This window comes from Arsenophonus nasoniae DSM 15247, assembly GCF_000429565.1.
In the GTDB taxonomy this organism is placed as follows: domain Bacteria; phylum Pseudomonadota; class Gammaproteobacteria; order Enterobacterales; family Enterobacteriaceae; genus Arsenophonus; species Arsenophonus nasoniae.
Map to the genome: position 1 here is coordinate 1 of NZ_AUCC01000008.1, position 19,023 is coordinate 19,023.

23 protein-coding genes are annotated in these 19,023 nt (G+C 45.4%); 17 read left to right on the plus strand and 6 right to left on the minus strand.

The window, feature by feature from the left end:
- Positions 1-371 precede the first annotated feature (371 nt).
- The gene (locus G468_RS0103215) at positions 372-1,139 is read left to right on the plus strand and encodes a DNA adenine methylase (RefSeq protein ID WP_026821882.1); all 768 of its coding nucleotides are present in this window, start codon (positions 372-374) and stop codon (positions 1,137-1,139) included.
- A gap of 32 nt (positions 1,140-1,171) precedes the next feature.
- Here the strand turns inward: G468_RS0103215 and G468_RS24435 are convergent, their stop codons facing one another.
- Positions 1,172-2,302, minus strand: coding sequence for a helix-turn-helix domain-containing protein (locus G468_RS24435; RefSeq protein ID WP_051296930.1), 1,131 nt, complete (start codon positions 2,300-2,302; stop codon positions 1,172-1,174).
- 45 nt (positions 2,303-2,347) lie between these two features.
- Between G468_RS24435 and G468_RS0103230 the strand changes: the two genes are divergently transcribed.
- The 13 genes from G468_RS0103230 to G468_RS0103290 all read left to right on the plus strand — a co-directional run bounded on the left by G468_RS0103230 (position 2,348) and on the right by G468_RS0103290 (position 9,507).
- Entirely contained in the window at positions 2,348-2,581 is a 234-nt protein-coding gene (locus G468_RS0103230; protein ID WP_026821883.1) for a helix-turn-helix domain-containing protein, read from the plus strand.
- 57 nt (positions 2,582-2,638) lie between these two features.
- Positions 2,639-2,959 carry a helix-turn-helix domain-containing protein gene (locus tag G468_RS0103235; protein WP_026821884.1) on the plus strand — a complete coding sequence of 107 codons (321 nt, stop codon included), beginning with the start codon at positions 2,639-2,641 and terminating at the stop codon, positions 2,957-2,959.
- 12 nt (positions 2,960-2,971) lie between these two features.
- Entirely contained in the window at positions 2,972-3,925 is a 954-nt protein-coding gene (locus G468_RS19575) for a hypothetical protein (RefSeq protein WP_051296931.1), read from the plus strand.
- Positions 3,922-5,709: an integrase catalytic domain-containing protein gene (locus G468_RS0103245; RefSeq protein WP_026821885.1), complete on the plus strand. Its 1,788-nt coding sequence runs from the start codon at positions 3,922-3,924 to the stop codon at positions 5,707-5,709. Before G468_RS19575 ends, G468_RS0103245 begins: the two co-directional genes overlap by 4 nt.
- Before the next feature lie 12 nt (positions 5,710-5,721).
- Positions 5,722-6,876: an AAA family ATPase gene (locus G468_RS0103250; protein WP_026821886.1), complete on the plus strand. Its 1,155-nt coding sequence runs from the start codon at positions 5,722-5,724 to the stop codon at positions 6,874-6,876.
- 11 nt (positions 6,877-6,887) lie between these two features.
- Positions 6,888-7,190, plus strand: coding sequence for a hypothetical protein (locus G468_RS0103255; RefSeq protein ID WP_246067330.1), 303 nt, complete (start codon positions 6,888-6,890; stop codon positions 7,188-7,190).
- Between the two features lie 2 nt (positions 7,191-7,192).
- Positions 7,193-7,423, plus strand: coding sequence for a hypothetical protein (locus tag G468_RS0103260; protein WP_026821888.1), 231 nt, complete (start codon positions 7,193-7,195; stop codon positions 7,421-7,423).
- Positions 7,424-7,456: 33 nt separating this feature from the next.
- Positions 7,457-7,987, plus strand: coding sequence for a host-nuclease inhibitor Gam family protein (locus G468_RS0103265; protein ID WP_026821889.1), 531 nt, complete (start codon positions 7,457-7,459; stop codon positions 7,985-7,987).
- Positions 7,984-8,154 carry a hypothetical protein gene (locus G468_RS24380; RefSeq protein WP_167876654.1) on the plus strand — a complete coding sequence of 57 codons (171 nt, stop codon included), beginning with the start codon at positions 7,984-7,986 and terminating at the stop codon, positions 8,152-8,154. Before G468_RS0103265 ends, G468_RS24380 begins: the two co-directional genes overlap by 4 nt.
- Positions 8,151-8,384 carry a hypothetical protein gene (locus G468_RS0103275; protein WP_026821890.1) on the plus strand — a complete coding sequence of 78 codons (234 nt, stop codon included), beginning with the start codon at positions 8,151-8,153 and terminating at the stop codon, positions 8,382-8,384. Before G468_RS24380 ends, G468_RS0103275 begins: the two co-directional genes overlap by 4 nt.
- 16 nt (positions 8,385-8,400) lie before the next feature.
- Positions 8,401-8,580, plus strand: a complete 180-nt coding sequence (locus tag G468_RS0103280) for a hypothetical protein (protein ID WP_026821891.1) — start codon at positions 8,401-8,403, stop codon at positions 8,578-8,580.
- 136 nt (positions 8,581-8,716) lie between these two features.
- Positions 8,717-9,139 (plus strand): gp16 family protein, encoded by a 423-nt coding sequence (locus G468_RS0103285; protein ID WP_026821892.1) that lies wholly within the window; start codon positions 8,717-8,719, stop codon positions 9,137-9,139.
- A complete protein-coding gene (locus tag G468_RS0103290) occupies positions 9,133-9,507 on the plus strand; it encodes a Mor transcription activator family protein (RefSeq protein ID WP_026821893.1) in 375 nt (124 codons plus the stop codon). The genes G468_RS0103285 and G468_RS0103290 overlap by 7 nt, the downstream gene beginning before the upstream one ends.
- A gap of 117 nt (positions 9,508-9,624) precedes the next feature.
- Here the strand turns inward: G468_RS0103290 and G468_RS24440 are convergent, their stop codons facing one another.
- The 5 genes from G468_RS24440 to greB all read right to left on the minus strand — a co-directional run bounded on the left by G468_RS24440 (position 9,625) and on the right by greB (position 13,591).
- Positions 9,625-9,843 carry a hypothetical protein gene (locus G468_RS24440; RefSeq protein ID WP_155846971.1) on the minus strand — a complete coding sequence of 73 codons (219 nt, stop codon included), beginning with the start codon at positions 9,841-9,843 and terminating at the stop codon, positions 9,625-9,627.
- Positions 9,795-10,304 (minus strand): DUF2441 domain-containing protein, encoded by a 510-nt coding sequence (locus G468_RS0103300; protein ID WP_248604871.1) that lies wholly within the window; start codon positions 10,302-10,304, stop codon positions 9,795-9,797. Before G468_RS0103300 ends, G468_RS24440 begins: the two co-directional genes overlap by 49 nt.
- A gap of 617 nt (positions 10,305-10,921) precedes the next feature.
- Positions 10,922-12,247, minus strand: coding sequence for a two-component system sensor histidine kinase EnvZ (gene envZ, locus G468_RS0103310; RefSeq protein ID WP_026821895.1), 1,326 nt, complete (start codon positions 12,245-12,247; stop codon positions 10,922-10,924).
- Positions 12,244-12,963 carry an osmolarity response regulator transcription factor OmpR gene (gene ompR, locus G468_RS0103315; RefSeq protein ID WP_026821896.1) on the minus strand — a complete coding sequence of 240 codons (720 nt, stop codon included), beginning with the start codon at positions 12,961-12,963 and terminating at the stop codon, positions 12,244-12,246. Before ompR ends, envZ begins: the two co-directional genes overlap by 4 nt.
- A 142-nt stretch (positions 12,964-13,105) precedes the next feature.
- Positions 13,106-13,591: a transcription elongation factor GreB gene (gene greB, locus G468_RS0103320; protein ID WP_026821897.1), complete on the minus strand. Its 486-nt coding sequence runs from the start codon at positions 13,589-13,591 to the stop codon at positions 13,106-13,108.
- A 188-nt stretch (positions 13,592-13,779) separates the two neighbouring features.
- Here greB and G468_RS0103325 point away from each other — a divergent pair, with 188 nt between their 5' ends.
- The 3 genes from G468_RS0103325 (at position 13,780) to feoB (ending at position 19,023) form a co-directional block, all read left to right on the plus strand.
- The gene (locus G468_RS0103325) at positions 13,780-16,101 is read left to right on the plus strand and encodes a Tex family protein (RefSeq protein WP_026821898.1); all 2,322 of its coding nucleotides are present in this window, start codon (positions 13,780-13,782) and stop codon (positions 16,099-16,101) included.
- A 311-nt stretch (positions 16,102-16,412) separates the two neighbouring features.
- Positions 16,413-16,640: a ferrous iron transporter A gene (gene feoA / locus G468_RS0103330; protein ID WP_026821899.1), complete on the plus strand. Its 228-nt coding sequence runs from the start codon at positions 16,413-16,415 to the stop codon at positions 16,638-16,640.
- Between the two features lie 67 nt (positions 16,641-16,707).
- Complete coding sequence (gene feoB / locus G468_RS0103335) at positions 16,708-19,023, plus strand: Fe(2+) transporter permease subunit FeoB (RefSeq protein WP_026821900.1); 2,316 nt, start codon at positions 16,708-16,710, stop codon at positions 19,021-19,023.

Sequence of the window (19,023 nt, forward strand, 5' to 3'; positions counted from 1 at the left end):
CAATCACCAGCAACAGACCAGCAGCGGTGAGCAACCAGCCGCTTAATCGCGGGGTTTTAAATGGGGGCAAGGTCAATTTTTTTCGCGTTTTCATCACCATCTCCCTGAGAATCAGGCAGACAGTGTGACAAGGCAGGGCGCTAAACGCTTTTAAAGCGGTTTACTAGTGGGAGGATGGGTGAACGGTTAGGTTAGGCGCAGTGATTAGCCCCGAGCGGGGCAAGGGAAAAAGCGCGACCTACCCAGTGCACGAACACCGGACAGGCCGTCAACACACAGAGTTCGCCTGTGAGTCAACCGTGGCGCTTTCCGTTCTCGAGAACAGGAAAGAGTCTACACGAATTTCCATTAGTGAAAAAGGCTTACAGACAATGCAGCAACATTTTTTACCCATACTGCCCTGGATAGGCGGTAAACGGCGGCTGGCCAAACAGATTTTACCGCGCTTCCCGGCGCATATCTGCTACGTGGAACCGTTTTGTGGCGCGGCGGCGCTCTTTTTTATGAAGTCACCCAGCAAAGCAGAAGTGATTAACGATATCAACGGCGAGCTGGTCAATCTCTATCGGGTGCTGAAACACCATCTGGAAGAGTTTATGCGCCAGTTTAAATGGGCGCTGGTCAGCCGGGCGATGTATCAATGGTTAAACATCACGCCGACCGAGACCTTAACCGATATCCAGCGCGCAGCCCGTTTCTATTACCTGCAAAAGCAGGCGTTCGGCGGCAAGGTGGCGGAGCACACCTTTGGCGTGACCACTACCAGTGGGCCACGCTTGAACCTGCTACGCATGGAAGAAGAGCTGTCGCTCGCCCATCTGCGATTATCACGCACCACCATTGAACACCTGGATTGGGCCAGCTGTATTGCCCGTTATGACCGTCCGCACACGCTGTTTTACTGCGACCCGCCGTATTGGGGAACGGAAGGCTATGGGGTGGATTTTGGTCTGGATCAATATGAAAAACTGGCGGGAATGGGACGAGACCTGACGGGGATGATGATTATTTCGGTCAATGATATTCCTGAAATGCGGGAAGTGTTTCAGGGGTTCGAGATGGAGAGCGTCCCGATTCGTTATAGCCTCAATAGCAATCAGCCCACCCAACGGCGTGAGCTGATTATCACTGTCAAATAACCCTCTTTCGCGGCAACGAATGCAGGGAAGACTTAAGCGCGGTGACGAGTGGCTTTTTTCTCTGCCATTGCCGTCAAGGTACGTTTGGCCACTTCGCGTGTTTCGCCGGGAATATGGCGAAAGGCCGTTAACACCTCAGCCTCTTCTTCATCCCTCACCACATCGAGCGCACTGGCTTCATCGTGGCGCTCACCGGTCATCACATAATTAAGATCGACTCCTAACGCTTTCGCGGCGATTAAGTAGCCCGCATCAGGATGCCGCTCACTTTTTTCATAGTTGTACTGAGTGAGCTTTTTAACCCCGCACCGTTCGGCAAAGATCTCCTGGCTAAGTCCCAATCGCAGTCGCTCAGATTTGAGACGGTCTCCCACTCCTTCTAGTGTTAGTGTCACCCACTGCTGGGTATCGAGTGAGGCCTGTTCATTGCTTGTAGTCGCTGTAGAGGTCTTTCCAGTCAGTTGCTGGCTTAACTGTTGTAACTGCTTCTCTTTTTCGGCTACCAGTTGCTGGCTGCGTTTAAGCGCCGCTTCATCTTTACGTAATGCTGCCCGTAATTCCCGTACCGACATCCGGTCAACTTCGTCGAGGGTCAGACCTGCGATAGTGCCGCCTTCGGCGAGTTCAGCGAGGTCTTCATCGTCTTCCAACATCAGCTCATAGAGTTTTGCCTTGCCGAGAGCCGCAAACGTCTGCGCTTTTCCACCTAATTGAGGTGATAAATATTTTAGAGATGCCTTCATCATAATTTGAGCGGTTCTTTCAGCTAGCCCTAACTGGCTTGTTACGATATTTACAAACTCTCCATGCGGCTCATTCTCTTTCAGAATAATCAACCGCTTTCCCGCCTCCAGCATGGCTTCGGCACTCTGTGCCATATAGAAGCGCGCTTCATGCACAATCCTCTCCCGTTCATAGGGCAGCCCATCGCCAAAACGTGCCATCACCTCCTGCTGGGCACTGTTTGCTGCATTTTTTTCAGGATATGCAATTGCCTCCCCCCCCCCGCAATCGTGATATTGTCCGCGGTAGTTACAGGCAGGCTGGTTGCCGCTTTTTTCTTTGCCATACAGGTCTCCTTTAGGCCGATAACAGCCCGTGCTTTTTAATAGTGATAAGGAATATACAAAAACAAACAAAAAAGACTTTACATCATTTTGCATATCAATGTATATTTATTTTTAACTTTTTATGACGGAGATAAAACAATGTCACTGCAACATCCAGCCGACTTTAAGCGCAATTTTTATGACCGTGTCTATCAGAACTACCCGACGGTGGCGGCGTGGGCGCGCCAATCCGGCTTCAAACCCTATCAGGTTTATATGTTGCTTGATGGCTCCTGCCAGGGCTGGCGCGGGGAAGCACGCAAAATCAAACAGGCGATTGAACAGATAATGGGTTCCCCCATGCCATCGGGCAAAAAGCGCCATAAAAAATAACATTCGCCTGTTTCGCTGACGGTATCACAATTTCCATTAATGAAAAAGAGGCATCCGATGAAAAACACCTTATTACTGCACCCATCTTCACGTACACGACGGGCGCTGCGTATTTTAAAAGCCATGAAGGGGCATTACCGAGACGGCTTGTCCAATAAAGCCCTGGCGGCGCTTATCAATGACTCCCCGGCCAATATCAGTCGTACTCTGCCATTTTTAGTCGAAGAGGGCATGGTTGAGCAGCGCTTCAATGGGAACTACGCCCTCAGCGAGGAATTGATACAGATTGCGCTAGCCTTTTTCGATGAAACCGAACGGGCGCAAATCAAGATGGCAGAAAAACGTGGCCGCTGCATAGCCTCACCGTCAAAATTGTAAGAGAGAAAAATAATGGGTAGAAAAGCGTTACCGATGACGGCTGAAATCACCCCCGAACAGCCTTTGGCACCGGATTTAATGAATAACCTTAACGCGCTAGCTGAACATCAGCAGGCCATTATGGACAAGTACGGCGAGGGCCTACCCTATGAACGGGAAAGGATTGTGCATGAGGCACGTTTCTATATGGCACAAAGTGCGGAAGCCATGCTGGAGGCGGGAAAGCGGTTGATTATTCTGAAAGAGAATGAGCCGCATGGAGAGTTTGTAAATATCGTAACAAGCCAGTTAGGGCTAGCTGAAAGAACCACTCAAATTATGATGAAGGCATCTCTAAAATATTTATCACCTCAATTAGGTGGAAAAGCGCAGACGTTTGCGGCTCTCGGCAAGGCAAAACTCTATGAACTGATGTTAGAAGACGATGAAGACCTCGCCGAACTCGCCGAAGGCGGCACCATCGCGGGCTTGACGCTCGATGAGGTTGATCGCATGTCGGTACGTGAACTAAAGGCAAAACTGCGCGAAACCCGTGATAGCTTGGAAGCCAGCCGCCGCCTAGCCAACGAAAAAGACCAAAAAATCAATGAGCTGAGTGAAAACCGCCTGCTTAATCAGCATCGCCCGTTAGGGGAAGAAGGCATACGCCAGCTCCGTGAAGAAATCGGCCTGGTGGGCTTTGATGTTAAAGCCATATTGATGGGGCGCTTTCGGGAAGGGTTGGAAAAATTGCATAGCCACAGTGGCGATATGACGTCTCACGCCGACTATTTAGCAGGCTTGCTTAATGATATTGAGTTTGAAATCAATGTCTTACGTAACGACTTTGCGTTACCCTACCACGCGGTGTCAGAGGCGGTACCTGACTGGGTAAAGGCGGATGCCGAGGCCGAAGACGCGGATTTTCAGTTACCTGAACATTTACGCGGTACCGGACAGGATAGCGGCGAGGAGGGGGTGTTATGAACGCCATCCTGACCGAACGCGTACTGGCGATTGCCCAGGCCGCCGAAAAAGCCGGACATGGCGGCAAAGACGCGGTTTATCAAACAGGTTGCCAGGCACTCGGCATTTCCAAAGCCACGCTACTGCGAAAAATCAAACAGGTAAGCTATAAACCGCCGCGCAAGCAACGGGTGGATTGTGGCACCAGCGCCCTGACCCGTGAGGAAGCGCTGCAAATATCCGGCGTGATGATGGCCTCGCATCGCAAGAACGGCAAGCGCCTTTACAGCCTGGAGCAGGCGGTTAATGACCTGCGGGTGAACAACCTAATTAATGCTGGGTATATTGATAACGAGACCGGCGAGTGGTTCCCCCTGTCGGTCGATGCCATCAGTCGGGCGTTGTACCAATATCGCCTGCACCCCAACCAGTTACGGGCACCAGCCCCGTGCGTCCAGTTAAAAACCGAGCATCCCAATCATGTCTGGCAACTGGATGCGTCGCTGTGTGTACTCTATTACCTGAAAAATCCCGCCCAAGGGCACACCACGCGCGATAGTGGCCTGCGCATGATGAGTGAGGCGGAGTTTAACAAGAACAAGCCAAAAAATCTGGCGCGGGTGATTAACGACCGCGTCTGGTCATTTGAGCTGACCGACCATACCAGCGGCTGGATTTATGCCGAGTACCGCTTTGGCGGCGAAACGACACAAAACTTTACCGATGTGCTGATTAACGCCATGCAAGAACGCGGTGGGGCCGACGTCCTGCATGGCGTGCCGCGCATCCTTTATACCGACCCCGGTTGCGCGCTGGTCTCGTCCACCCTGCGCAACCTGTGTAAAACCCTTGGTATTCAACTTATCGCACACAAAGCCCGTAATGCCCGCGCCACCGGCTCAGTGGAAAAAGCGCGCGACATTCTCGAGTGCCATTTTGAATCCGGGCTGCGGTTTGTGCAAGTCAATCATATTGATGAACTGAACCGCCTGGTTGGATTGTGGCGTAAAAAGTATAACCGCACCGCGCTGCATCGCCGTACCGGCATGACTCGCACCGACTGCTGGCTGCATATTACCCCTGGACAGTTAATCAAGGCACCGCCTGTTGACGTATGCCGTGAGCTGGCGGTGAGCCAGCCGGAAAACCGTAAGGTTAGCACCCACCTTCGCGTGTCGTTCAGGGGGAGTGAATACGATGTACGGCAAGTCCCCGGCGTTTGCGTGGGCGACACCGTACAGATAGTGCGTAACCCCTGGCGTGACAGTGAGGCGCAGGTGGTCGTGATTAATGAGGACGGACTGGAAGTCTTTTGCCGGGTGCCGGAAGTGGCGAAAGACGACTACGGTTTTGCCCTCAACAGCCCGACACTCGGCGAATCGTTCAAGGCATTACCCCACACCCCGGCGCAACACCATCTGTCGGAAGTCGAGCAGACCCTGTATGGCACCACCACGCCGGGGGAAACCGCCGCCGCGCAAAAAGCCAATGCCTTACCCTTTGGTGGGCGCTTTAACCCTTATCTGGAAAATGAACGCGATACCCCACCGATTTATCTCCCTAAACAAGGGCAGGCCTCCCCGGTTTGCGCGCCGCGTTTTGAAGAGCGCTTAAACCCGGTCGTGGTGGTGCAACAGTTGCGGGCGCGTTTTCAGGCGGCGGGTAAGACCTGGCGCAGTGAATTTTACACCACACTAACCCAGCGCTTCCCGGACGGCATTCCCGCCGACCAGGTCGACGCGCTGGGTGATGAATTAATGGCGCAGACGGGCGATGTGGTGGTCAGCCTGGCCAGTCACGGTTAACGGGAGGCCATCATGCTGAAACTGAAAACCCTGTTACAACAACACAACCTGACGCAAGCGGCACTGGCCCGCGCGCTTGACCTTTCCGAGGCGACGCTGGCGCAGATAGTCAATCACCACCAGTGGCCAAAACAGGACACCGACACGCTAAAACACCGTATCCGTGCCTGGTTACGTGACCAGGGTATCGCGGCGGACGACTGTTTTGACGGGGTCACGTCCGGCGGAAAGGAAAAACGCCCACTACCTAGCAATGAGGAAGACACCATGTTACTGAAAAAACAGGTATTACTGCCTGCCACCAAAAAACATTTTGGGCTGTTTCGCGCTCCATTTGATGACAACGCAGTACAAGGTCATGACGATGTGTTTTTAACCCCGGAAAGCCGTTATGTGCGTGAGGCGTTGTACCAGACCGCCCGCTATGGTGGCTTTATCGCCGTTATCGGTGAATCCGGCTCGGGTAAAAGCACGCTGCGACGTGACCTGACGGACCGCATTTATCGGGAAAACGCCCCCGTGGTGGTGATTGAACCCTACGTGCTGGCGATGGAAGACAACGACCATCAGGGCAAGACCCTGAAAGCCGCCAGCCTTGCCGAGGCTATTGTCCATACCCTAGCCCCACTGGAAAAGCTCAAACGCTCGCCGGAGGCCCGCTTCCGTCAGTTACACCGACTATTAAAAGACAGCAGCCGCGCCGGGTACAGCCATGTGCTGGTGATTGAAGAAGCCCATTCTCTGCCCATCCCGACCTTAAAGCACCTCAAACGCTTCTTTGAGTTGGAAGACGGCTTTAAAAAACTGCTGTCCATCGTCCTGCTGGGACAACCCGAACTGGGTGACAAGTTATCTGAACGCCTGCTGGCGGTCAGGGAAGTGGTGCAGCGCTGCGAGGTGATTGACCTGCCGCCGCTGGATGACCACCTGGCTGACTTTCTTGATTTCAAGTTTAAACGCGTCGGCGGCGACCTTGGCAACGTCCTCGGCCCGGATGCGATACCGGCACTGCGTCAACGCCTAAGCTGGCTGCGCCCGAAAAAAGACACCCCGGTCAGCCTGCTTTATCCCCTGGCTATCGGCAATCTGGTGACCGCTGCCATGAACCTGGCCGCACAAAACGCCATCCCGGTTATCGATGCCAATATTATTCACAGTGTGCATTAAAGGAGGCTTTTATGCTCAACCCCGCCGTGACCATTAAAAACCCGTCAGCGATGACCTACCAGGCCATCCAGCAGCAGTTCAGGCAATGTCTGTCGGTGATGGAGAAACTCAACCAGGAAGGTTTTATCGTCAGTCAGTTTACTGTTGATGGCTATAGCCGTCCGACCCTTACCCTGCTGCATGACCGACGGTGTGATGCGTTACATAAAAAGGGGCATGCCGTTCGCTATGCCCTGGGTACCGACCGTCAGGGCCGCTGGGAAAAATACCAGTTCCTGCAAGATAACTGCCGAATCACCTGGGAGGTACGTTAATCATGACAACACGACCTGTCCGTATTACCGCTCGCCAATCGGTTTATCTGGAAAAAACCGTCGATATTACCGAGCAGGACTATGAAACCTATTTATCGATTTGCGAAAACTGCCGTGATGTTGATGAACAAGACCAGCGTCTTGGTGAAATCGCGGCCCGATATAACATGAATTTATTTGAGCATATTCAACACAGTGACGCCCTTGAAGACATTATTTTCGAGCGCGTTTAATTCCCGACGTTGTTAATTAAAAGGTAAAAAAAGATGGCAAAGAAAATAACGCGGCTTAAAGCCGCGGCGGGTGCCTGCACGCCGCAAACCCGTGAACAGGTGATGGACGATATAAAACGGATGGGTGATATCCAGCGGGAAATGACCCGACTAGAGACACAGATTAATGATGAAATCGCACGGTTAACGCATCAGCATGCGGCTGATATTGAGGCCATGAAAGCCCGGATAACCCTGTTACAAAAAGGTATCCAGACCTGGTGCGACGCCAACCGAGAGGGGCTGACCCAAAACGGAAAAACCAAAACCGTTAACCTGATAACCGGCGAGGTGTCGTGGCGAAACCGCCCGCCGTCCGTGTCCCTCAAAGGGATGGACGATATCTTGCAGGCACTGGAAGAAAACGGGCAACACCACTGCATTATTCGCAAGGCGCAGGTGGATAAAAATGCCCTGCTAAAAAATCAGGATACCATCAGGCACCTTAATATTCGCGGCATTACCTTTCATCACCAGCTTGAGGATTTCATTATTACGCCCTTCGAGCAGGAGGTGACCTCATGAGCTATCAGGAAATAAAACCTCTGCGCCGTCAGATTGAAAGGCACATAAACCGCGCCATGCATCACCTGCGGGCAGACCATTCCGCCGCTGCGTATTGTGAATTTCAAAATGCCTTCGAGATATTGGCCGAACTCATCGTCGACTTAGATAAGGAAAACCCGTTATGAGTATTACCTGCATCAGCTGCCATCAGGCAACCCGACGCCTGAATCCTACCCAGGCAGACATTATCCAACAACCGGAAAGCGGCGAGTGGGGAATTGACCTGCTACTGGCCTGCCCACACTGCGGACAGTCGTATAGCGCCTGGGTACTTAACTGGGATGTCGTGCCACTAAAAGGTATCACGGCAAATTCGCCATCAACGCCACACACTCACCATAAACCCGCCGATTAACGAGGAGGACATCACCATGTGGATATTAATTTTGGCCATGTACGCCAGTCCTTATAGCGATAATGCCTTTTCCACTCTGCATACACAGGAATTTGACACGGAAACCGCCTGTCAACAGGCCGCCAGACTGTTTGCGAAAAAATTTGAAACCTTCAAGGATATTGATGCCAGGGCAATTTGCGTGAAGAAGTCATAGCGGAAAAGCGGCATGTAAATCATTCAATTGTATAATAACGCTATTCATTTTATAATCCTTCAAAACCCGAAGGATTATTTTTTGCTCACTGCATAAGGAACCCTGACCCCGACCACAACGATAAAGGAAGCCTCCGATGACCCGACAAAAGTACCTGCAGTTAATCCATATTGGCGCCCACAATCTCAAGCTGGACGACACGACTTACCGCCAGATGCTGCACAGGCTAACCGGGAAAACATCGGCAAAAGCCCTGAATATCGGTCAACTGGCTCAGGTGTTAAACGCCCTGAAAGCCAAAGGCTTCCGCATCCAACCCCATCACGCCAATACAAAAAAGCAGACTGACCGTCCGCAAATCCAAAAAATACAGGCCCTGTGGCAGGCAATGGCTCACGAGGGCATTGTCCGTGATGGGTCAGCAACAGCCCTGGCCCACTTTGTTAAACGGGAAACCGTCTGTGATTCGCCTTACTGGCTAGATAACCAACAGGCCAGCCAGGTTATCGAGAAACTCAAGCAGTGGCAAAAACGCGTGGCGAGGGCAACATCATGCTAGAGAATACCTTTCGTAGCAAAGGGCCGGAGTTACTGGTTGAGCTGGCCGAACACACCGCCCAGACCGTCAGGCAGATTATCGACGTTGACCCCGCCGTTGCCAGCCAGATAGGCGATGCCGTCGCCAGTCAGATGATGGCGGTCTGGGGTGGGCAAAACGTCTATTTTCCGATGGGCCTGATATGGAAAGTCAGCCAGCGTGACCGGGAGATATTTGCCGACTTCAACGGTCATAACCACCACGCGCTGGCGCGTAAATACAAAGTCTCGCTACAGTGGATTTATTCCGTGGTGAAGCGGGTAAAAAAAGAAGAACTGGCCCGCATCCAGGGCAATCTGTTTGAAGATGAAGATAAGCCGCCTCGATGACTGTTTCTTGTTTCACACAATGAAACATGAGGAAAGCAGAATGACTAACACGATATCATCCACCTGTAAACCAGGTTTTCTTTTTGGGATTGATGACGTCGGAGAGAAAAACATAATCTATACACTGAGCGTGTATGCCGGCAGCCCCTCTGAAGCGATAACAGATTTAAAAGTGGCACTGCTTGCTTTGGAAGAGAGGAGAAGCCATTTCTCTGAAGGCGAAAATAATACGATGATGATCGGCAATGTGGCCGCAACATCACGATACAAACGCCGCCAAAAGCGTGCTACCATGGCATCTGCTGACCAATCAAGGCTGGAAGGGGAATTAGACATTCCCAGAACGGTTTTTCCCCTTTCTTAAGAGGACTGGCCTCTCCAGACCAGTAAAGATGTGCCCGGCGATACAGCTCCAGAACCGGGCAATTACTGTTCAATAGTCTCATATCACCACGATGAACTATTCCCTCAGTAATAACCTCATATATTGATGCTGTTCTTATTTCATCATCATCTTTCTCATCTGCCAGTAATTCCCTGAATTGCTTAACCTCACTGATTTGCTGACAAGCAAATAATGATTGATAGCGGGGTGGTTTCTCTGGAAAATAGCTGCGTCGCACCAGTTCAAATACCAAGCCAATCAGAAAAGTTTGGCTCAGATCGGTGTGAGCTCCCATCATGATGCTAGGGTTACAGAGATTGATGTAGCCGTGTTTTGACAGGCCTTCGGGATGTATTTGATTGAGAAAAGCGGCTAGTTCAGCTTCTTTAGGCGTATAGTGATATAACTCCACCTCGCAAAACTGAAACAGACCCTTTGCAGAATCAACAGTGTAATACACTTCCATTCAGGGAAGCGTCTTTATGAATAGTAACGCGCAACCACATACTTTGATTGTTCTTTTTTGCATACGAAACATAGCAGTCTCCAACAGTGGTAGTCATAGTGATTGAGAGGTGGATTGTAATTCAGGCGAGGAGATTATTGCAACAACAGAGGATTTGAGTACTGATTTCTGTTTCACTATGTGTAACTTAATCACCCTGACTTGTCCCAGATAGATCCAGTTTGTCCCAGGTAGATCCACATTTATCGCACGTTTCCCTTTTAAATATCTCACGTCCTATCAGCATCAATTTCATAATCCCTCCTATTTGGGATGAAAGAGAAACAAATTACTCTGTTAATTGTAGCGAGTTAAAAAAATACGAGGAAAAAAATAGGTTAGTTAGATGACAGAAAGATGTATTATTTATGACAGTTTTATGACTGTTAAATTAATATCCAATTTATTTAAAAATATAGCTTTTAAAATAGATATAATAAATTTTTAAAATCAAAGAATTATATGATTTCATAAAATATAATAAAATTTTCCGTTAAATTACGGCTAAATAAAAATATAAATTTCTATTTTTCCATTAATGGTAAAGTTGCCCGTATAGATAATCCTCCCCGTTTACTTTTATCTATAATAATTTCACCATCATGAGCATCAATAATTCGGCGAATAATTGCTAATCCTAGTCCTGTGCCACCATTACTTCTTGCTCTTTCACCTTGCACAAAAGGTTGAAAAAGATGTTGAATACTCTCTTTTTTAATTCCTGCACCATCATCCTCAACCTGAAACCAAGCATGATCTTTTATTACACCACTACTGACTTTTACCCAACCATTGCCATAGCGGAAAGCGTTAACCAGCATATTGGTTACTGCTCGTTTAATAGCAATTACATTAGCATTAATAATGATAGGTGATGAACTAATCTGCGTCTCAATATTAGGCAGGAAACTACTCTCAGCATTAACAGCTTCAAGTAGGACTTTGTTCAAGTCACAAAACTCCATATTCATTTCTCGGCCTGTACGTATATAGTCCATGAATTGCTCAATGATAGCATCACACTCTTCAATATCTTTGTTAATTGATTCTGCAAGATACTGATCCTTTTCATTCATCATTTCTGTCGCTAACCGAATCCGTGTTAACGGCGTTCTCAAATCATGGCTCACGCCGGCCATTAATATCGTTCTATCATTTTCCAGCATTTTTATCCCTGATGACATACGATTAAAAGCGCGGATGACATAACGTATTTCTAATGAACCTTCTTCCTTGATTGCTGGAACCATGACACCTTTTCCCATTTGCTTGGCATAGTTTTCTAACACAAATAATGGCCTACTCTGATAACGTATATAAAGCCATGTAATAGCAAAAATAGTTAAAAAAATAGCCAGTGTATAACGAAATACAACTGCAAACTGATTCTGTCCTATTTCAGTTAAAGGCAGTCGTATCCATACATTTGGGGCAAGATAAGAATTTAACCATAGAAAAGGATGTTCTTTGGCGATTTCAAGACGAACATCCGCCTTGCCACCCATATATTCCGCCATCTGTTGGCTTAATTCCTCATAATGTCTCGCCCAACGTAAGCCTTTATCCATAGCAAGTGACTTGGTATAAAAATTAATACCTAGCTCTTTATAGATTTTCTTCTTAAATGATAGAGGCATCAAAATTGCATTTCCATCTTGTAATTCAATTTTCTCTGTTAATAACGTATGCACTTCATAAGCTAAGACTTTATTGAGCTGCTGAAGACTCGGCATCACAACAAAATTAAGTACAACCAAATAGCTGGTGACTAAACTAGCAAACAGTAAAGTAACAATAACAAATAATGAACGAGAAAACGTGTTACGTCTGGAAAAACGCAATCGTTTCATGCTTTACTACCATCCGGCACAAATACATAACCCAATCCCCAAACCGTTTGAATATAACGTGGGTGAGTCGGATCATCCTCAATCATTCGACGTAGACGTGAAATTTGCACATCTATCGAACGCTCCATCGCACTATATTCACGCCCGCGAGCAAGACTCATCAGTTTGTCGCGTGATAGAGGCTCACGTGGATAAGAGACCAGTACTTTTAAAACAGCAAACTCACCACTCGTTAATGGCATAGACTCATCATCTTGAAACATTTCCCTTGTTCCTAGATTTAATTTAAATTTACCAAACCGAATTACCGCCTCATCCTGTGCCGGCGCACCCGGCAGCTCATTTGCCTGACGTCGCAATACGGCACGAATACGAGCCAATAATTCTCTAGGATTAAATGGCTTAGGTATATAATCATCCGCCCCAATCTCTAGTCCAACAATCCGATCTACCTCTTCACCTTTTGCTGTTACCATAATAATCGGAATAGGATTATTTTGACTTCTTAAACGACGGCAAATAGATAAGCCATCTTCACCAGGTAACATCAAATCCAGTACAATTAAATGAATAGATTCACGCGTCAAAATACGATCCATTTGTTCCGCATTAGCAGTACTACGTACTTGAAAACCTTGTTCAGTTAAATAACGCTCTAGTAAAGAGCGCAAACGCATATCATCATCCACAACAAGAATTTTATAATTTTCTTGCATTTTTTGACTCCATAAATATTTTTAAGATCCCTATATATAGTGCCTTAATAACAAATAAGACCATATAATAATATAACTAATTCCTATTAGACTTTTTTAGATTAATATTTACATTTTATTGATCTTTTTAATTTTATATCATTTACAACTCAATCCCTTGATAATTAATTTCCAGAATCCAGTAAGTAATAATACCATTTGGCGTATTCACCGTAACTTCATCATCAATTTGTTTACCTAATAATTCCCTTGCCACGGGTGAGTTAATAGAAATCCATTTTTTAATCGGATTAAATTCATCGGCTCCAACTAAGCGAAAAACTTTAATAACACCATTTTCATCTTGTACTTTTACCCAAGCACCAAAATAAACTCTACCTTCCTGCCGAGGATCGGGATCAACTATCTTTAATATTTCAAGACGTTTAGATAAAAATCGAATACGTCGATCAATTTCTCGTAATCGTTTTTTACCATAAATATACTCGGCATTCTCTGAGCGATCACCAAGCGCCGCGGCCTCTGATACAGCTTGGGTGACTTTCGGACGCTCCTCTCGCCAAAGAAACTTCAACTCTTTTTCAAGCTTGTTCCAGCCTTCACGAGTAATATAATTATTTTTCACAATAAAAACTCAGTATGATTAACCTTAATTTAAACTAATTACTATATATAATTCAAAAAAAGTTTTTGTTGACTACATCAGGTTCTAATATCCAAATATAATGTTAACTGGAAATTATTGTTTTCAACACGTATAAATGTGCATATAAGCAGTTAATTGCGTCCTATTTAAGTATTGAAGAAACTAAAATGATGAATAAATCCTTAAGCAAAATTATTGCACATGAATTAGATACAACGCCAGCGCAAGTACTTTCAGCTATTACATTACTTGATGAAGGAAATACCGTTCCTTTCATAGCCCGCTATCGTAAAGAAGTCACAGGCGGGCTCGATGATAACCACCTGCGTAAACTTGAAACGCGTTTAAGTTACTTACGTGAATTAAACGAGCGCCGCCAAACTATTCTAAAGTCGATTAATGAACAAGGAAAGCTTACCGCTGAGCTTGCTGAAGCGATTAATAACACTTTTAGTAAAACTGAGCTCGAAGATCTCTATTTACCATATAAACCCAAACGACGTACACGAGGCCAAATAGCAATTGAAGCAGGCTTAGCACCACTCGCGGAGCAATTATGGAATGACCCCCAGCAGATACCAGAACAAATAGCCGAAACCTTTATTGATCCACAAAAAAATATTAATGACACTAAAGCTGCACTTGATGGTGCCCGTTATATTCTAATGGAACGCTTTGCTGAAGATGCAAATTTACTTAGCAAAATTCGTGATTATTTGTGGAAAAATGCCCACTTAACAGCCAAAGTTATCGAAGGTAAAGAAACAGTAGGGGCAAAATTTAGCGATTATTTTGATCACCATGAGCTTATTGCGCATATCCCATCCCACCGAGCACTTGCCATGTTTCGTGGCCGTAACGAGGGTATTTTACAATTATCACTTAATGCCGATCCACAATTTGAACCATCGCCAAAAGAAAGTTATTGTGAAGAAATTATTACTCGCCACTTTGGCTTACATCTAAATAATGCACCAGCAGATAAGTGGCGAAAAGCCGTTATTAGTTGGACATGGCGAGTCAAAATTCTGTTACACCTTGAAACAGAATTGATGGGTACCTTGCGGGAAAAAGCAGAAGAAGAAGCGATTCATGTTTTCGCACGTAATCTACATGACCTTTTAATGGCAGCGCCTGCCGGTATGCATACCACTATGGGATTAGATCCTGGTTTACGTACAGGCGTTAAAGTTGCCATTGTTGATGGGACTGGCAAACTCATTACTACAGACACTATTTATCCTCACACCGGACAAGCAACAAAATCTGCAGCAACTATTGCATCTTTATGCGAGAAATATAAAGTTGCCTTGGTCGCTATTGGTAATGGTACTGCTTCGCGTGAAACTGAACGCTTTTTTACCGCAGTTAAAAAACAGTACCCCGAAATTACCGCCCAAAAAGTGATTGTTAGTGAATCTGGCGCTTCAGTTTACTCGGCCTCTGAGTTAGCGGCTCAAGAATTTCCCAATCTCGATGTTTCTTTACGTGGAGCAGTCTCTATTGCTCGCCGTTTACAAGACCCGTTAGCGGAATTAGTAAAAATCGATCCTAAATCAATTGGTGTTGGTCAATACCAACATGATGTTAACCAAACCTTACTCGCTAAAAAATTAACAACGGTAGTCGAAGATTGTGTAAACGCAGTTGGTGTCGATCTCAATACCGCCTCTGTTGCTCTTCTTTCACATGTTGCAGGGCTAAATAAAACAATTGCCCAAAATGTCGTTAATTGGCGTAATGAACACGGACGTTTTAATGACCGCAAACAACTATTGAAAGTCACGCGTCTTGGTACAAAAGCTTTTGAGCAGTGTGCAGGTTTTTTACGCATCATGGCAGGGAATAATCCTCTCGATGCCTCAACAGTTCATCCTGAGGCTTATCCGATCGTAGAAAAAATTTTATTAACCACTAAGCAACCCTTGAAAACGATTATGGGTAACACGAGCGTGCTCAATAATCTCAAACCAGAACAGTTTACTACTGACAAATTTGGTATTCCGACGGTAAATGATATTTTAAAACAATTAGAAAAGCCTGGACGAGACCCACGACCAGAATTTAAAACAGCCTCTTTTGTCGATGGCATTGAAACAATGGAAGATCTTAAAGTAGGCATGATATTAGAAGGTTCGGTAACCAATGTGACCAATTTTGGTGCATTTGTGGATATTGGCGTTCACCAGGATGGCTTGGTACACATCTCCTCCCTGTCCGATAAATTTATTAAAGATCCGCATTCTTTAGTCAAAGCAGGAGATATTATCACCGTTAAAGTCATCGATATTGATTTAAACCGTAAACGAATTGCGCTAACTATGCGCCTAGATGAGAAAACAGCAGATACATCACGACATCGTCATAAACAACAAACAGGCAGAAATACCCCCTCAGCCAGTTCAACTAAAACATCCCAACCAAACAATACGCCATTAGGTAATAGTGTTATGAGTGATGCGCTGGCGGCAGCACTCAATAAAAAGCGCTAATAGAAAATATTTATATAGCTAATAGTCTGATCTTGCATCAGGCTATTACCCTATTCAATTTTAGAAAATCGTTTTTTTAATAAAAATAATGAATTAACACTAATTTTGATGCCAATAGCTCACTCACTAGGGAACTATTGATCAATATCAATTGCTGTCATTTAAAAAAAGCGCTAAATTAATTCGAGTAGCACATAATTATGATTATCATTATTAATGTGATAATGATAATATTTCCTATTAAATTTGCTATTCGTCTGGTACCCATTTACGGTATCTTTGTTTTTTTGGGCTTTATAGTGGAAGTGTCTATGTCAATTCTTCCTAATCACCGATACAAAATTGTCGGATTTTCAACAGAAATAAATCCAGCTTACCGTCAGAAGTTACTCTCTTTAGGCATGTTACCTGGATCTTTTTTTAGCGTTATTCGTATAGCACCGCTCGGTGATCCTATTCAAATAGAAACTCGCCGTATGAACTTGATCTTAAGAAAAAAAGATCTTGCACTATTAAATTTAGACGATGCCGGCAACTAAGCGGTATAAAAATATTTTTATGATAATTAAATAGCCTATTGCTTATTACTCATCTGACCCCAGAACTATGAAATCATTAACTATTGGCCTTATTGGCAACCCTAACGCTGGTAAAACAACACTCTTTAATCAATTAACAGGCGCGCGCCAACGTGTTGGAAATTGGGCTGGTGTCACCGTTGAACGAAAAGTTGGCCGCTTTGCAACCTCGGAATACGATATTGAATTAGTTGATTTGCCTGGCACCTATTCATTAACCACGATTTCAGAACAAACCTCACTCGATGAACAAATTGCCTGTCATTTCATCCTAAGTGGCGAAGCGGATATGTTGATCAATGTTATCGATGCCGCTAACCTCGAACGAAATCTTTATCTAACAATACAACTTATTGAATTAGGTATACCTTGTATCGTCGCACTGAATATGTTGGATATTGCTGAAAACCAAAATATTCACATTAATATTGATGAACTACAAACACGCCTAGGTTGCCCTGTTATCCCTCTCGTATCGACTCGCGCGAAAGGTATTAGCAAATTAAAACAAGCTATTGATCAACATAGTAATAATCTTATTGCAACCCTCATCCACTATCCCGATATTTTGCTCACTGAAGTAGAAAAATTAACTCAAATTATCGACCATAATAAATTCAGTCATCAACAGCGCCGTTGGTTAGCACTACAAATATTAGAAGGCGATATATATAGCCTCGAACGTACCGCTATTCCCACTGATAAATTAGGTAAAATTAAAGCACATTTGCAGTCCAAACAACCTGAAGAGCCTGAACTTATCATCGCTGATGCACGCTATCAAACTATTGCAACCATTTGCGAAGCAGTCATTAATACTGAAACGGCAAAACCGAATACCTTAACGCAATTTATTGACAAGATTGTCCTTAATCGCTGGCTTGGGCTGCCTACATTTCTTTTTATCATGTATTTAATGTTTATACTTGCTATCAATATTGGTGGTGCATTACAACCCCTGTTTGAAGGTGGCTCAGAAGCCATTTTCATTCATGGAATTCAATGGATTGGCCATACTTTTAATTTACCACAATGGCTGACGGTTTTCCTTGCCCAAGGGGTAGGCGGAGGTATCAACACGGTATTACCTTTAGTTCCTCAAATTGGTTTAATGTATCTATTCCTTTCTATATTGGAAGACTCAGGTTATATGGCTCGCGCGGCATTTGTCATGGATAGGCTAATGCAAGCACTAGGTCTGCCTGGTAAATCTTTTGTTCCTTTAATTGTCGGTTTTGGTTGTAATGTGCCAGCTATTATGGGAGCACGGACATTAGATACCCCGCGTGAACGATTAATCACCATTTTGATGGCGCCCTTTATGTCTTGCGGTGCAAGACTGGCTATCTTTGCTGTCTTTGCGGCCGCTTTTTTTGGCAAAAATGGGGCAAGTATTGTTTTTTCTCTTTATTTATTAGGTATCATTATTGCTATCCTAACCGGATTGTTATTGAAATATACTATTGCACGGGGGGCTTCTTCGCCTTTTATCATGGAATTACCGGTCTACCATGTACCCCACGTAAAAACATTACTATTACAAACTTGGCAAAGACTGAAAGGTTTTGTGTTAAGAGCGGGAAAAGTAATTATTATTGCTAGTATGATTATCGGTGCACTTAATAGTTTTTCTTTATCCGGTAAGGTTGTTGATAACATTAACCAATCAGCATTAGCGTCAGTAAGTAAAACCGTTACCCCGCTATTAAAACCTATTGGCATCAACGATGATAATTGGCAAGCAACCGTTGGGCTTATTACGGGCGCATTAGCAAAAGAAGTTGTTATCGGAACATTGAACACACTGTACACTGCCGAAAATATTACCCAAGCACCTTTTGATGCCGAGCAATTTAATTTATTAGATGAATTAAAGGATGCCGTGAATGAAACTTGGGATAGCCTGAAAGAAACATTTAGTTTAAGTGTCTTATCCAATCCTATTGAAGCAAGTAAAGGTGATGGTGACATGGACAGCAGTACAATGGGTGCCATGGCGGCACGATTCGGATCGACTTTATCAGCCTATAGCTATCTAATCTTTGTGCTACTTTATGTTCCTTGCATTTCTGTATTAGGTGCCATTGCTCGCGAAACAAATCGAAGCTGGATGACGTTTTCTATTCTATGGGGCTTGAATGTCGCTTATTCGGTCTCTGCCTTGTTCTACCAAATAGCCACTTTCTCACAACACCCACAGTATAGTGCTGTGGTTATTGGCTTGCTCGTCGCCTTTAACCTGCTGCTAATCACACTGTTACGCCATTCACGTAAACGCATAACACTAAAACTTAATCATAATGTCCAAAAATGTAACCACCGTGAACGTGGTTCATGTCATTAG

What these genes read in the sequence shown, in the direction of transcription:
- G468_RS0103215 (WP_026821882.1), top strand. Translation starts at nt 372, where the DNA reads ATGCAGCAACATTTTTTACCCATACTGCCCTGGATAGGCGGTAAACGG.
- G468_RS24435 (WP_051296930.1), bottom strand. Translation starts at nt 2,302, where the DNA reads ATGCAAAATGATGTAAAGTCTTTTTTGTTTGTTTTTGTATATTCCTTA.
- G468_RS0103230 (WP_026821883.1), top strand. Translation starts at nt 2,348, where the DNA reads ATGTCACTGCAACATCCAGCCGACTTTAAGCGCAATTTTTATGACCGT.
- G468_RS0103235 (WP_026821884.1), top strand. Translation starts at nt 2,639, where the DNA reads ATGAAAAACACCTTATTACTGCACCCATCTTCACGTACACGACGGGCG.
- G468_RS19575 (WP_051296931.1), top strand. Translation starts at nt 2,972, where the DNA reads ATGGGTAGAAAAGCGTTACCGATGACGGCTGAAATCACCCCCGAACAG.
- G468_RS0103245 (WP_026821885.1), top strand. Translation starts at nt 3,922, where the DNA reads ATGAACGCCATCCTGACCGAACGCGTACTGGCGATTGCCCAGGCCGCC.
- G468_RS0103250 (WP_026821886.1), top strand. Translation starts at nt 5,722, where the DNA reads ATGCTGAAACTGAAAACCCTGTTACAACAACACAACCTGACGCAAGCG.
- G468_RS0103255 (WP_246067330.1), top strand. Translation starts at nt 6,888, where the DNA reads ATGCTCAACCCCGCCGTGACCATTAAAAACCCGTCAGCGATGACCTAC.
- G468_RS0103260 (WP_026821888.1), top strand. Translation starts at nt 7,193, where the DNA reads ATGACAACACGACCTGTCCGTATTACCGCTCGCCAATCGGTTTATCTG.
- G468_RS0103265 (WP_026821889.1), top strand. Translation starts at nt 7,457, where the DNA reads ATGGCAAAGAAAATAACGCGGCTTAAAGCCGCGGCGGGTGCCTGCACG.
- G468_RS24380 (WP_167876654.1), top strand. Translation starts at nt 7,984, where the DNA reads ATGAGCTATCAGGAAATAAAACCTCTGCGCCGTCAGATTGAAAGGCAC.
- G468_RS0103275 (WP_026821890.1), top strand. Translation starts at nt 8,151, where the DNA reads ATGAGTATTACCTGCATCAGCTGCCATCAGGCAACCCGACGCCTGAAT.
- G468_RS0103280 (WP_026821891.1), top strand. Translation starts at nt 8,401, where the DNA reads ATGTGGATATTAATTTTGGCCATGTACGCCAGTCCTTATAGCGATAAT.
- G468_RS0103285 (WP_026821892.1), top strand. Translation starts at nt 8,717, where the DNA reads ATGACCCGACAAAAGTACCTGCAGTTAATCCATATTGGCGCCCACAAT.
- G468_RS0103290 (WP_026821893.1), top strand. Translation starts at nt 9,133, where the DNA reads ATGCTAGAGAATACCTTTCGTAGCAAAGGGCCGGAGTTACTGGTTGAG.
- G468_RS24440 (WP_155846971.1), bottom strand. Translation starts at nt 9,843, where the DNA reads ATGTCTAATTCCCCTTCCAGCCTTGATTGGTCAGCAGATGCCATGGTA.
- envZ (WP_026821895.1), bottom strand. Translation starts at nt 12,247, where the DNA reads ATGAAACGATTGCGTTTTTCCAGACGTAACACGTTTTCTCGTTCATTA.
- ompR (WP_026821896.1), bottom strand. Translation starts at nt 12,963, where the DNA reads ATGCAAGAAAATTATAAAATTCTTGTTGTGGATGATGATATGCGTTTG.
- G468_RS0103325 (WP_026821898.1), top strand. Translation starts at nt 13,780, where the DNA reads ATGAATAAATCCTTAAGCAAAATTATTGCACATGAATTAGATACAACG.
- feoA (WP_026821899.1), top strand. Translation starts at nt 16,413, where the DNA reads ATGTCAATTCTTCCTAATCACCGATACAAAATTGTCGGATTTTCAACA.
- feoB (WP_026821900.1), top strand. Translation starts at nt 16,708, where the DNA reads ATGAAATCATTAACTATTGGCCTTATTGGCAACCCTAACGCTGGTAAA.